Annotated in this window: 9 protein-coding genes; 6 read left to right on the top strand and 3 right to left on the bottom strand. The window is 57.5% G+C overall.

Annotated features, from left to right (window positions below):
• Positions 1 to 19: 19 nt before the first annotated feature.
• The 3 genes from Pla100_RS20155 to purM form a co-directional block, all read right to left on the bottom strand.
• Positions 20 to 976, bottom strand: a complete 957-nt coding sequence (locus tag Pla100_RS20155; protein ID WP_146579491.1) for an AAA family ATPase — start codon at positions 974 to 976, stop codon at positions 20 to 22.
• 511 nt (positions 977 to 1,487) lie between these two features.
• Complete coding sequence (locus tag Pla100_RS20150) at positions 1,488 to 2,096, bottom strand: HAD family hydrolase (RefSeq protein ID WP_231603278.1); 609 nt, start codon at positions 2,094 to 2,096, stop codon at positions 1,488 to 1,490.
• A 122-nt stretch (positions 2,097 to 2,218) separates the two neighbouring features.
• Positions 2,219 to 3,289, bottom strand: coding sequence for a phosphoribosylformylglycinamidine cyclo-ligase (gene purM, locus Pla100_RS20145; RefSeq protein ID WP_146579488.1), 1,071 nt, complete (start codon positions 3,287 to 3,289; stop codon positions 2,219 to 2,221).
• A 259-nt stretch (positions 3,290 to 3,548) separates the two neighbouring features.
• Here purM and Pla100_RS20140 point away from each other — a divergent pair, with 259 nt between their 5' ends.
• From Pla100_RS20140 to Pla100_RS20105, 6 genes are all read left to right on the top strand, one after another.
• Positions 3,549 to 6,164 carry a hypothetical protein gene (locus Pla100_RS20140; RefSeq protein ID WP_146579487.1) on the top strand — a complete coding sequence of 872 codons (2,616 nt, stop codon included), beginning with the start codon at positions 3,549 to 3,551 and terminating at the stop codon, positions 6,162 to 6,164.
• Between the two features lie 429 nt (positions 6,165 to 6,593).
• Positions 6,594 to 8,354, top strand: coding sequence for a GspE/PulE family protein (locus Pla100_RS20130; protein WP_146579483.1), 1,761 nt, complete (start codon positions 6,594 to 6,596; stop codon positions 8,352 to 8,354).
• 574 nt (positions 8,355 to 8,928) lie between these two features.
• Positions 8,929 to 10,032 (top strand): type IV pilus twitching motility protein PilT, encoded by a 1,104-nt coding sequence (locus Pla100_RS20125; RefSeq protein WP_146579481.1) that lies wholly within the window; start codon positions 8,929 to 8,931, stop codon positions 10,030 to 10,032.
• Positions 10,033 to 10,175: 143 nt separating this feature from the next.
• Positions 10,176 to 11,897 (top strand): GspE/PulE family protein, encoded by a 1,722-nt coding sequence (locus Pla100_RS20115; protein WP_146579479.1) that lies wholly within the window; start codon positions 10,176 to 10,178, stop codon positions 11,895 to 11,897.
• 162 nt (positions 11,898 to 12,059) lie between these two features.
• The gene (locus tag Pla100_RS20110) at positions 12,060 to 12,425 is read left to right on the top strand and encodes a four helix bundle protein (protein ID WP_146579478.1); all 366 of its coding nucleotides are present in this window, start codon (positions 12,060 to 12,062) and stop codon (positions 12,423 to 12,425) included.
• Positions 12,426 to 12,530: 105 nt separating this feature from the next.
• Positions 12,531 to 13,970 (top strand): type II secretion system F family protein, encoded by a 1,440-nt coding sequence (locus Pla100_RS20105; RefSeq protein WP_146579477.1) that lies wholly within the window; start codon positions 12,531 to 12,533, stop codon positions 13,968 to 13,970.
• Positions 13,971 to 14,281: the final 311 nt, after the last annotated feature.

Here is a 14,281-nt window from a genome sequence, read left to right as displayed (position 1 = left end):
ACGGGATGAATACGGGTCCCTAACGCGGGACGGGAACTTCGCCGACGATCTGTTCGATCACGGCGAGTTTCTCTGTCCCCGAATATTTTGCTTTCGTATCAAGAACCAAACGGTGCGCCAGAACCGGTCCGGAGAGCCGTTTTACGTCTTCGGGGACGACGTAATTTCGACCTTGCAGCAACGCGAACGCACGCACGACCCGGGCAAACTGCAGCGAACCACGAGTCGAAACGCCCAATCGAACGGCGGGATGATTTCGCGTCGCCGTCACCACAGCGAGCAAGTATCGCGTGACCGTATCCTCGATCTGAATGCCCTCGACGGCTTGCTGGATCCGAATGATCGCTTCGGCATCAGCGACCGCCGCCAACGTATCGAGCGGATGACCGGACGATTGAGCCGCCAGGATCCGCAACTCTTCTTCTTCGGACACGTAACCGAGCGACAACTGCACCATGAACCGATCCAATTGGGCTTCGGGCAACGGATACGTCCCATGGAACTCGACCGGGTTCTGGGTCGCGATACACAGAAACGGCGACTCCAATCGATACGTCTTGCCGTCGACCGTGACCTGTTGCTCGCCCATCGCCTCGAGTAACGCCGACTGCGTTCGCGGCGACGCCCGGTTGATCTCATCGGCGAGCAACACGTTGGCAAACACCGGACCACGATTGAACGTGAACGTATTGTCGCGAGCATTGAAGATCGACGAACCGACAATGTCCGACGGCAACAGATCCGGCGTAAACTGCACGCGTTGAAACAAACAACCCGTCGACACGGCGAGCGTCTTGGCTAGCGTCGTCTTCCCCGTGCCCGGAATGTCCTCGAGTAAAGCATGCCCTTTGGCCGCCAAGCAACTCAACAACAATTCCAGCGAATCCCGTTTCCCGCGGATCACCTTCTCGAGATTGCCCAGCAATCGATCAAGCGTCGCTTGGACGTCGTTGGTTAAGTCAGAATGGGAAGTCATCGCAACACAATTAAGAGATTCTGAGAAGGCAGCCAATCCACTGTATCGGTAATCGCCGCGATCGGTGTTCTTTGGTCGCCATTAATATAAGCCCGACGCGCAAGTTTTGAAGTTGCACTTTTGCCTGTGGCATTGGTTTTTCGTAACCCGCTGCGTAAGCGAGGGATGAGTCAATATCAAATATCCCTCGCTTACGCAGCGGGTTACGAAAAAAGCGAGACTTCAAAACGCTCGAGCGAGGGATGAGTCAATATCAAATATCCCTCGCTTACGCAGCGGGTTACGAAAAAAGCGAGACTTCAAAACGCTCGAGCGAGGGATGAGTCAATATCAATGATCCCTCGCATACCGGCGTGTTGATTTAGTCCGAATCGAAACCCGAAGCATGAGCGAGGGATACATATCGAGGATTGAATAGCGTTGAATCCCTCGCTCACGCTTCGGGTTACGATTAAATCAACACGCCGTTGCGCGTCGCGGCTGATCCAACGGTTTCATACGTACAACGATTCTAAGTAAACGGACGGACGTCGACCCACCGCATCCCAGCGGCTTCGGCTGCGGCGAATCCGAGCGGGGAGTCTTCAAAAACGAGGCAACGTGTCGGCTCAACGTCTAACAATTTCGCCGCTAACAAGAACGCGTCGGGTTCAGGCTTATGCAGTTCGGTATCTTCACTCGTGACGATCGCGTCGAACCACTCCGTGATACCCATTTGAGCGAGTTGGCGATCGATGATCCGGCGGATCCCGCCACTGGCAACCGCCATCGCCAACTTGCCGCGATGGCTTTTGGCCACATCCACAACGACTGACAACGGCTCGAGACGATCCATCAGATCCTCGAACGCTTGTTCTTTGGCATGCGACGTCTCGTCCACATCGACCGACTTGTTTTGCTCGTCACACAAGATCGCGATGATCTTTTCGGTCGGCATTCCGCCCATCGAATAAAAACGATCTTCGGGAAACTTGATCCCCCGCGCCGCCATCGTGTCTCGCCAAGCGATGTAATGAAGCGGCATCGAATCGGACAGGGTTCCGTCGCAATCAAAGATCAATCCATCGAACTGACCCGTCAGATCGGATTGCCAAAACGGTGAGGTTTGTAGTTCAGACAAGAGTGAAGAGTGAAGAGTGAAGAGTGAAGAGTAGGCTGGGTCGAAGCCGCTTCGGCGTAGACCCGGCAGCCAACCGCCAACCGCCAACCGCCAACCGCCAACCGCCAACCGCCAACCGCCAACTACCGATACTGGACTTGCCCGGTGCCTGGCACGATGGTTCCGATGCGCTCGCATCCGATCCCCATGGTTTTCATTTGGGCGATGATAGTTGCCGCGTAAAATTCGTTCACGACGATCGCCATCCCGATCCCCATGTTGAACACTCGTCGCATTTCCGCCGTTTCGATTTCGCCGGTTTTTTGCAACCACGTAAAGATCGGGTTGGGCGACCAAGCGTTCGGATCGATCACCGCGTCGACGCACTTGGGAAGGATCCGGTCCAGGTTCTCTTGGATGCCGCCGCCGGTGATGTGCGCGATGCCATGCAAGACTTGCTTGACGCGGTAGTGGTTCTGAATCGCCCGGATCGCACTGACATAAATTCGCGTCGGCGTCAGACAAATTTCACCAAGGGATGCACCGGAGCATTGCGAGGACAACTCCTCCGGATGATCGGTCCATTTTAACCCGGCGTCGGCGACGACCTTGCGCACGAGCGAGAAACCGTTGCTGTGGATGCCCGAAGCGGCGAGCCCTAGAACGACGTCGCCTTCGGCGATCTGTTTGCCGTCGATCAAGCGTTTTCGCTCGACCACGCCGACGGCGAATCCGGCCAAATCGTAATCGTCGGTCCCGTACAAGTCGGGCATGATCGCGGTTTCACCGCCGAGCAGCGCCATGTCGCCGGTGATGCAGCCGTCGCTGATCCCCGAAACGATTCGCTCCAATCGAGCCGGATCGTCTCGGCCCATCGCGACATAGTCCAGGAAGAACAACGGCTCGGCCCCGGTGCAGATCAAATCGTTCACGCACATCGCCACCAAATCCACGCCGACGGTGTCGTGGCGGTTGAGCGATTGGGCCAGGATCAGTTTGGTACCGACTCCGTCGGTGCCGCTGACCATGACCGGATCTTCGTAATTTCGGGCGAACAGTTTGCCATCGAAGTCGAGCCGAAAGAGGCCGGCGAACCCCCCATCACTCTTAAGGACCCGGGGGCTGAACGTTCGATGCATCAACCGAGGCAATCGGCTCATCGATTCCGCGTAGACATCGAGATCGACGCCAGCGTCTTTGTAGGTCGCGGCCATGGAAAAAGAGCGAATCAATTGAAAAAGGGAACGGGGCGGATCAGTCGCCGTATCATGACGCGATCACCTCGCCGTGACGAGGGGCGAGAAGCCTGGACCAAGAAATCCTAGCTTTTGGACGTTTTTCCGAATTTCTCGCACGACCACAACGCAACCCCGACACTATTAACATCAAACACCACCCCCTCTCCAACAAACCCGTCCCCCTGCAAACCTGCCCCCCTGTAAACCTGCCCTCCTTTTCCCCTCAAAATCCCCCATGCGTCTGACCCTCCGAACCCTACTGGCCTACCTCGACGACATCCTTGAAGAGGACGATATCCAAGTTCTCAAGGCCAAGATCGAAGAAAGTCCTCGGGCGACCCAGTTGATCGAACAGATTCGCAGGAGCGTCGACAACGGCGCGATCGGGGCGCTGTCGCCCGACGCGATCGGACCGCTCGAGAACGCCAACGCGATGGGTGAGTATCTCGACAGTACTCTGCCGCCCGAACAAATCGCCGAGTTGGAGCGGTTGTGCATGGATTCGGACTTGTCTCTGGCCGAAGCGGCCGCGTGCCACCAAATCCTGACCGTCGTTTTGGGACAACCCGCACAAGTCCCCGATTCCCTGCGTCAGCGGATTTACGATCTGCCGCTCAGTGCAGCGCTGCGAACGATGGAGCAACAAACCCAACCGGCCGCCGACGCCCGGGCCGCCGGCAAAACCGGTCCCGGCGACTCGCCCAACGCTGACATAAACCAAGGGGCGGCCCCAATCCACGGTGTCAACGAAATCGAATTCGCCGGTTCAGGCCAAACGGATGCAGCGCTGGCCGCCGCAGCGACGCGAATTCGCCCAGTCGGCCCCGATGATTCGGGCGTGTCCCATGCCGTCGTTCGAATGCGCTCCGAAACGGATGATCTCGACGGACGATCCGAAGCCGAAATCGTGGCCAGCACCACCCGAGCGATGCAAGAGAGTTCAGTTTATGGTGGTTCCATTCGCCCTTCGCGAATCACACCATGGTTGGTCACGCTCGCCATGACAGGCGTCGTTGCGTATGTCCTGATGCAAATTTTCTCTCCGTTGGCCAAACGCCGCGTCCGGGAGGTCGGCGTCGTGGCGATGCAGGACATCGACAACGGGGCAACCCCGATCCTGGAATCGACCGAACCGGTCGTGCCGATCGAACCAAGCTCGGTTACCGACCCGAACCTTCCCGCCGAGTCCAGCCCGCAAGGTACCGGCACGCCCGATCCGAACACGCCCGATCCAACATCACCCGATCCGAACGCGACGGACGAACGCCCGACCGACAACGCATCGATGACTTCTTCCCAGGATTCGGTCCCGGCCGCCCTGATCCCCGAGGTGCCTCCGCCACCGGTGCCGCCGGTCGCGATTTCCCCCGAAACGCCTCAGCCGGATTCGCCGGGAACCGAACAACCGCTCCCGGCGGTCGCCGAAGTGGCCCCGGGCACTTCCGGTGAGGCTGCTTCGGCTCCGCCTGATGCGATGACGGCGTCTGATGCGATGACGGCGGCTGAATCAAAACCCACAGCCGAAACCTCGCCGCTCGATAACGCTTCGCCCGAAACCACCGTGCCCGATAACTCCTTGAACGGCAGTGAGATGCGAACCGGTGACGCCGTGGAAGCGGCGGCGTCCAAACCGCCGGCGGTCTCGGAGTTGCCGATCACGCTTTCGGAAGTAACGGTCGCCCAACTCAATAACGAATCCGCGTTAATCCTCGCGGAGACCCCTCAAGGGTGGTCGCGTTTGGTTGCGGCGAGCACCGAAACCAAAGCGAATCCCTTCATCACCAATGCCGTTCGTTCGGGTCAGACCGTTATCGCACCCGCATTATATCGTCCTGTTTTGGCCAACCCGGTAGGTCTGGAATGGACACTCACTGGGCCGACTCGCTTGCAGATCACCCAGGAGCCTGCGGGAATGACGGTCACCGACGTCATCGACGGGCGACTGTTGCTCGCTTCCACCGGGCCGGGCGTGACGACGATGTTGCAGCTCGGCCCTCGCAAGGTTCAAGTCGTTTTGCCGGAAGCCCAAACCGTGCTAGCGATCGAAATGGTGCACTTTCGTCCGGTGGGTATCGATCCGTTGGTGCCGGGGAACCGCCGGCCCATTTACCGGGTGATTGCGGTGCAAGGCGAAGCCACCCTGCGCAGCGAACTGATCTCCCCGTTGACCCCTGCAAAGACCGAAGACGCCGTGACGCTGACGACCGGCCAACAATGGCAAGCCAGAGGCGACCAGGACGCCGCCGTCACCACGGTCAGCATCCTGCCGCCGTGGATCGACGATGCGGCGCAAAAGAACCTCGCGATCGCATCGGCACGTGATGGACTGATGGAATTTTTCGCCAACGTCGAGCCGCTCGAGAAAGCGTTGCGAGAAGCGATGGCGTTCCGCCGCGTCGAAGTGGCCGCATTGGCCGCCGAGACTTTGTTGCTGCTCGGTCGCGCGGACGTTTATTTCGGCAGCGACGGGATTCTCAGCCGTCCTCGCCAACGGCTGTTTTGGACCGAACACTTCCAAATGCTTCGCCAACACATCGCTTCGGATGCCAAAGCGGCGGCCGATGTGAAGGCGGCCATCGCGTTGGCGGAATTGGCCGACAGTGAAAACTTGTTCAAGCTGCTTGTCGGGTTTACCAATGAAGAACTCGCCGCCGGCGGAGACGAAAAACTGGTCAAATTGCTCGATTCGGCCTCCATGCCCGTCCGCGTCTTGGCGATCGAAAATCTCAAAGCCATCGTCGGCGACGACCTTGGTTACCGTGCCGACCAAGAAAACGCCAACACCCGCCGGGCCGATATCAAAAAATGGGAAGCCCGATTGCGAAAAGACGACATCCGATACACGAACTAACGCTCCAACCGGCCCCCCAAGCAGATCGGGCCCCAAAGTAGGCTGGGTGGAGGAGGCTCTGCGACGAACACCCGGCATTCCGCTGTTAGCCTAAACCTAAACTTAAACTTAAACTTAAACTTAAACTTCTGAAGCGAGCACCGCTCGCGAGCCCCACAGGATCGGGCCGGCCAAAGGAAGGCCTGTTTAGGTTTAGGTTTAAGTTGAGGTTTAAGTTGAGGTTTAAGTTTGAGTTTGAGTTTAAGTTGAGGCATTGTCGCGAGCGGCCTGCGGCCGCGTCTCTGCCGGCACCGCTGCGACGCAGCCTGCCCCAAACGCTGAATTCCGATCCCAATCTTTTCGCGGGCATGATATCCTAGGGGCTGTCGATATCTCTTCTCCAATATCTCTTCCCAACGTTCCCTCTTCTCTACGTACAGGCTGACCGCCATGAGCCGGACCATGCAAGAATTCACTGATCTGCTGCTGCAGCAAGGCGTGATCAGCCTCGACCAGCTTTCCGAAGCCGAAGAAATCGCCAAAACGACGAAGGCGGAAATCGGGGATGTGCTGGTCAAACTCGAGTACGCGACCCCCGAAGAGGTGGCCCAAGCGCTCGCGAAATTCCACAAAATCCCCTACGTCGACCTTCGCAGCGTGCGGATCAATGAATCGGTCATCGAACTGGTTCCCGAATCGGTCGCCCGTGAAAACATGGTGCTGCCGTATAAAGAGGAAGACAACGCGTTGACGATCCTGATCGCCGACCCCTTTGACCTCGAAACGATCGAAAAACTACGGTTCATCCTCAACCGCAAGATCGAAACCGCCCTCGCCCCCAAGGAAGCCATCAACGGAGCGATCAACCAGTACTACGGTCAGGTCGAAGGCGAATCGGCTGACTCGATGCTCCAGGAATTCACCGATACGGCGATCGACTTCACCGAAACCGACGGCGGCGGCGACGGGATGGACGAAGGGGACATGGACGACGATTCCGCACCCGTCATCCGCTTGGTCAATTTGATGATCGCCGAAGCCGTCCAGTTGCGGGCCAGCGACATCCACGTCGAACCCTTCGAACACCGCGTTCGCATCCGCTATCGCATCGACGGCCAATGCGTCGAGCGGGAGGCGGCCCCCCGGCGGATGCTCTCGGCCATCATCGCCCGGATCAAAATCCTCTCCAAAATCGATATCTCGGAAAAGCGACGCCCCACCGACGGGCGGATCAAGATCACCGTCGGTGACAAGCAACTCGACTTGCGGGTCAGTATTATCCCGACCAATCACGGCCAGTCCTGCGTCATGCGACTGCTCGATAAAGACAACATTAAGGTCGGCACGCGGCAACTGGGTCTGAGCGAGCGAGATTTCCGGAATTTCAATTCGCTCATCAAACGCCCTAACGGGATCATCCTGGTCACCGGCCCGACCGGGTCGGGTAAGACGACCACGCTCTACGCGTCGCTGAACGCCCTGAACCGACCCGACCGCAAGATCATCACCGCCGAGGACCCCGTCGAGTACTACCTACCGGGGATCAACCAGGTCGAAGTCAAACACAACATCGGACTCGATTTCGCACGCATCATTCGGGCCATGCTTCGCCAAGCACCCAACATCATCTTGGTGGGCGAGATGCGAGATCATGAGACAGCATCGATGGGAATCGAGGCCTCATTAACTGGACACCTGGTTTTCAGTACGCTGCATACGAACGATGCGCCCAGCGCCATATCACGGATGGTGGACATCGGTGTACCATCCTACATGGTGGCCAGTTCGGTCATCGCGGTGTTGGCTCAGCGTCTGGTGCGGACGATCTGCCCCCGCTGCAAGGTCAGGTATCAGCCTCCCCAGAGTGTGATCGAGGATTCGTTGCTGCCGCCCGAGATGATCGCCCAGGCGGAGTTCAGCAAAGGTCGTGGATGCACTTATTGCGGCCGCTCAGGCTACCGCGGCCGGATCGGGATCTATGAGTTAATGCTGACGACGAACAAGCTCCGCGAGATGATGTTCAAAGGCTCATCGACGAAATTGATTCGCGAGGAAGCGATCCGTGGCGGCATGTCGACGCTTTACGCCGACGGCATGCTCAAAGTGATTCGCGGCGTAACGACATTCGAAGAGGTCTACCGCGTGGCCAAACAGACCGAGCAAGAGCACTTAGCGCTCGACCACATCGCCAAATCGCTGTCGGCTCTTTAGAAGCCAGTGGCGAGTAGCGAGTAGCGAGAAGCGAGAAGCGAGAAGCGAGAAGCGAGAAGCGAGAAGCGAGAGATCGGACCGATCCGTCAGATCAGTCCAATCTGACTGATCTCTTCACTCTTCACTCTTCACTCTTCACTCTTCACTCTTCACTCTTCTGCTCCCCCCTCTCCTGGCGGCCGTTGCCTGGCGTACCTGCCCGCCGGGCCGGCTGCAAGGCCGCCTTGGCGTTCAATCCGCCCGTGCAGCGGGAAAACCGTTGCCTTTTCTGACCGTTTACGTGATACTGCAGGTGTCCGAAGCAATTCCGGCATCATCTGAGCCAGCCCGACCGGCCCCATTCATTTTTCTTATCTTTTCGGTCTGGCAGGTGGATTCACAAGCATTTCGGTAGCTGGATTCACAAGAATTCAGCCGTCAACGCAATAAATCACTGGATTCCTACGTCTTCAGTTGGCTTTTTCGCACGAAACCGAAGTCTTGCGACTCCGGCTACTTCAAAACCACTCATCTTTCTCCCTCACTTCTCGTTCTCCCCCACTCCTCGTCCTCCCCTCGCCGAAGGCTTCCCATCATGGCCCAGGTCCTGATCGACAAATTGTTGCAAGCTGCGGTGAAGCAGGGCGTCAGCGATATTCACATCGTCGTCGGGCAACCGCCCGTGTTCCGTTTGCACGGCCGGATGCGGAAACTCGAGACGAAGACGCTCGAAGCCGAGGACGCGGTCGCGCTGATGAAAAGCATCACGCCGGAACGCTGCCAACGCGAACTGCAAGAGACCGGTTCGACCGACTTCGGGTTCGCGTTCGGCGATTTGGCCCGTTTTCGGGTCTCGGTCTTCAAGCAACGCGGTTTCATCTCGATGGTGCTGCGGCAAATCCCCAACGACAAGCTCACGCCCGAACAGCTCGGTCTTCCCGAATCGGTCGTCAAGATGGTTCACCGGCCTCGCGGTCTGTTTCTGGTTACCGGCCCGACCGGGTCCGGCAAATCGACGACCCTGGCCAGTCTCATCAACCTGCTCAACGAAACCGTCGACCACCACATTATCACGATCGAAGACCCGATCGAGTTTTACCACGATCACAAAGAATCGACGATCAACCAGCGTGAAGTCGGCGTGGACGTGCCCAGCTTTTCCGAAGCGATCCGTCGGGCGTTGCGGCAAGACCCGGACGTGATCTTGGTCGGCGAGCTTCGCGACTTGGAAACCATCGAAGCGGCCATCAGCGCCGCCGAAACGGGTCACGTGGTGTTCGGCACTCTGCACACCAACAGCGCCCAAGGCACCGTCAACCGAATCATCGACGCGTTCCCGGGGAACCTCCAAGACCAAATCCGAACGCAATTGGCGAGCACCCTGATCGGCGTCGTGGCCCAATCGCTACTGCCCAAGATCGGGGGCGGCCGGGTCGCCGCCTACGAGATCCTCGTGGTGACCTCGGGGATCTCCAACCTGATCCGCGAGAACAAAACATTCCGCATCAACTCGTCGATGCAAACCGGAGCCAAGTTCGGGATGCAATTGATGGACGACGCGTTATTTGAACACTGGAAAGCCGGCCGAGTGAGCGTCGAAGACGTCTTGGCCAAATCACACGGCCCCGACGAACTGGCCCGCCGGATCGTCCAGGCCCGAAAAGGAATCGAAGAAACCAGCGGCAAGCCCGCTGAGTAGCGGTTAGCAATTGGCGATTGGCTGTTGGCGAACAGCCCCCGATCGCCAAATGCCAACCGCCAGACCCCAAAAGCCAAAAGCCAAAAGCCAAAAGCCAAAAGCCAAAAGCCAACCGCCAACCGCGTGAGCAAAGCGAACCCCACATGGCCCAACGTCGCATCGGACAGATCCTCGTCGACCTCGGTTTCTTGACCGATGACCAGCTCGAGATCGTTCTCGAAGAACAGGAACAACAGCCCGGCGCGCTGTTCGGTAAGGTTGCCGAAGGCATGCAACTGGTCACCGACGAGCAGCTCATCCAAGCGCTCGCCGAACAGATGGGGATGCAAACCGTTACGCTCGAAGAGGCTAAGATCCCGCCCGAGGTGCTCGGCAAGATCAGCGAAACGATGGCCCAGCTTTATCGCTGCGTCCCGGTGAAGTTCGACGAGGACGCCAACACGCTAACGATCGCGACTTGCGACCCCCAAAACCTCAATATCCAAGACGAACTGCGAACGTTCTTGGGGCACGAGATTCGCGTCGTCGTGGCGACCGAACGCGACATCAAAGCGACGATTACGAAGTACTTCGACAGCGAAGCGGAAAGCGTCGAAAAGTTAGTCGCCGAACTCAACGCGGATGAAGACCTCAAGGCAGCCGCCAGTATCCTGGATGCGGAAAAATTCAACATCACCGATGCGGCGGCGCTGGCCGATTCCGCGCCCGTCCGCAAACTACTCAACATGGTGCTGTTGCTCGCGATCAAAGACCACGCCTCGGACATCCACTTCGAACCGTTCGAAGATGAGTTTCGGATCCGCATCAAATCCGAAGGTGTGCTTTATGAAATGGTGCCGCCCCCGCGTCACTTGGCCTTCGCGATCACGACCCGCATAAAAGTCATGGCGAACTTGGACATCGCCGAGCGCCGCATGCCGCAGGACGGTCGGATCGAATTGATGGTCGGTGGCCACCCCGTCGACCTTCGTGTTTCGGTGCTGCCGACGATCTTTGGTGAGTCGACCGTCATGCGGGTCCTCGACCGCTCGGTCGTGAACCTGTCCCTCGAAAACGTCGGCATGAACGAAGTCACGTTGGCGAAATTTCGCAAAGCGATCGACCGGCCCAACGGCATCATCTTGGTCACCGGCCCGACCGGTTCGGGCAAGACGACCACACTGTATTCCTCATTGACCGAACAAAATCACCCCGGCGACAAACTGATCACCACCGAAGATCCGATCGAATATGACATCGACGGCATTATCCAGATCCCGATCGACGCCGACGTCGGTGTCACGTTCGCGTCGTGTTTGCGAGCGATCTTGCGGCAAGATCCCGACACGATCCTGGTCGGTGAAATCCGCGATTTGGAAACCGCCGAGATCGCCATCCAAGCGGCACTGACCGGACACCTCGTGTTCAGCACCCTGCACACCAACGACGCGCCCGCGACGGTCACCCGTCTGACCGACATGGGCATCCAGCCGTTCATGATTTGCGCAACCGTCGAAGCCATTTTAGCGCAGCGTTTGGTGCGCCGAATTTGCACAAAATGCCGAGAGAAGACTCGCGTCAGCACCGACTTGCTGATGGAACTGGGGTTGACCCGCGAACAGGTCGAAACGACCGATTACTTCAAAGGCGCCGGTTGCGAGAACTGCAACAACACCGGATACAAAGGCCGGATCGCGCTGTTCGAATTGATGCTGATGAACGACACGATCCGCGACATGATCATGGCCGGCGATAGCACCGACGACCTACGAGACAAAGCCCAAGCCGACGGCATGATCACGCTGAGAGATTACGGAATGCAAGTCGCCGCCGAAGGCATCACCACACTCGATGAGATCGTTAGAGAGACTGTCGTCGATGCTTAGCGGCGAAGCCGCTGGCGGTTGGCTTTTAGCGATTGGCTTTTGGCAACCAACAACCAACAACCAACAACCAACAACCAACAACCAACAACCAACAACCAACCGCCAACCGCCAACCGCCAACCGCCAACCGCCAACCGCCAACCGCGTGAACAAAGCGAACCAATGAAAAACTTTCGAGAATTACGAGTTTGGGAGAAGTCACATGAATTTGTACTTGCTCTCTATTCGTGCACTCGTCAGTTCCCCAGCGAAGAACGTTACGGTTTGACTTCACAGATCAGACGGGCTGCTGTGTCAGTCCCGTCCAACATCGCCGAAGGTTGTGGCCGCAGCGGTGACAATGAATTGGCTCGCTTTTGCGACATTGCGATGGGATCGGCCAGCGAAACCGAATATCAACTCTTACTCGCCAAAGACCTCGGGTATCTCGACCATCAGACTTATCAAACATTGGAATCTCAACTCATCAGCGTTCGCCGAATGCTGAATTCCTTCATCCGAACCCTAAGAAACCAGAAGAGCGATTAGCTTTTGGCGATTAGCGATTAGCTTTTAGCCAACAGCCAACAGCCAACCGCCAATAGCCAATAGCCAACCGCCAATAGCCAACCGCGTGAGCGAAGCGAACCCACCATGCCTACTTATACTTTCGAAGCGATGGACGCGACCGGACAAGAGATCCGGGATGAAATCGAAGCGTCCAATGAGGACGAAGCACAAACCACCATCCGTCAGATGGGCTACTTCGTCACCAAGATCGCGGTCAAGAAACAGGCCGCCGGGACGGTCGCTCCGGGCGAGAAAAAGAAACGCCCGTTCGCCCTCGGCGGTGCCAAGACGAAACACATCTGTGCGTTCACCCGCCAGCTTTCGATTTTGCAAGACGCGGGTTTGCCGATCTTGCGGAGTTTGCGAATTCTGGAACAGAACCAAAAGCCGGGCAAGCTGAAGAACGCGCTGATGGACGTGTGTGATGAGATCGAAGGCGGCTCGACGCTCTCCGAAGCGATGGCGAAATGCCCGAAGGTCTTCAATCGACTCTACGTCAACATGATCAAAGCCGGCGAGGCCGGTGGTGCGCTCGAGACGATTCTTAACCGACTCGCCGACTTCCTCGAGTCCGCCGAATCACTCAAGCGAAAAGTCAAAGGTGCGTTGATCTATCCGTGTATCGTCGTCACGGTCGCGATCTTGATCTTGACGTTCATCATGTTGTTCATCGTGCCCACGTTCGAAAAGATGTTCGACGAGTTCGGCTTGACGTTGCCAGCGCCGACGTTGTTGTTGATCGCGATGAGCAATTACATCGCCGGGTATTGGTTCTTGCTGATCGCGATGCCGGTGTGTTTGATGATCCTCGTCAAACTGATCAAGAAATTCAAGCAGGGCCGGATCGGGTTTGACATGTTCATCCTTCGCGTGCCGATCTTCGGCTCGCTGATCGAAAAGAACATCCTCGCCCGGACGACCCGAACACTGGGAACCCTGATCAGTTCCGGGGTTCCGATCATGGAAGCGCTCAACATCACGCGGGAGACCGCCGGAAACGCGATGTTCGAGAAACTATACAGTAAAGTCGCCGAGGCGATCCGCGAAGGCGAAGTCATCTCCAAACCGCTGCGTGAACACAGCGTGCTCGGGTTCCATCCGATGGCGGCGGTGTTTTGGGCGATCTTCGGCGGGTTCCCCGGCGTGATGGTGATGAGCGTCGCGTTGACGAGTAAAGGTAGCAAGCTGGACAAAGACGGAATGGTCGAGATGCTGACGTTCATGGCGGGCTACATGATCATCGGCGGAGGAGTCTTGGCGGTGTTGTATTACGCCACCAAGATCAAAGGCCGAGTCGTCGACGACCTCGTCGTCAACATGGTCGACGTCGGCGAAGAGACCGGCGAACTCGACACGATGCTTTACAAGGTCGCCGACACGTACGACGAAGAAGTCAGCATCATGACGGACAGCCTCACGGCGTTGATGGAACCGCTCATGATCGTGTTCCTCGGACTCGCCGTCGGTTTCATCGTGATTTCATTATTCATGCCCCTAGTCGAACTCATCACAGGATTGACATAGGCCGCAGGGCGGCCTGCGGTTGGCTTTTGGCGGTTAGCGGTTGGCTTTTTTCAGAACACGAACGAAGGACGCCTCACTCGGACTCCCCTCGCCCCGCTTCGGGAAGAGGGGCAATTCGAACCACCACGACCAAGAAGATTGTTAGCTGTTAGCGATTAGCTGTTAGCGATTAGCGATTAGCTGTTAGCGATTAGCCAAAACCCAACCCAACCCAACCCAACCCAACTTAAACCTAAACTCCCCCACGCACTCATCACTCATCACTCATCACTCATCACTCATCACTCATCACTCATCACTCTTCACTCTTC

It is taken from the genome of Neorhodopirellula pilleata (genome assembly GCF_007859915.1).
Classification (GTDB): Bacteria; Planctomycetota; Planctomycetia; order Pirellulales; family Pirellulaceae; genus Rhodopirellula; species Rhodopirellula pilleata.
Note: the sequence above shows the minus strand (reverse complement) of the source record. Positions and strands in the feature narration are given on the sequence as shown.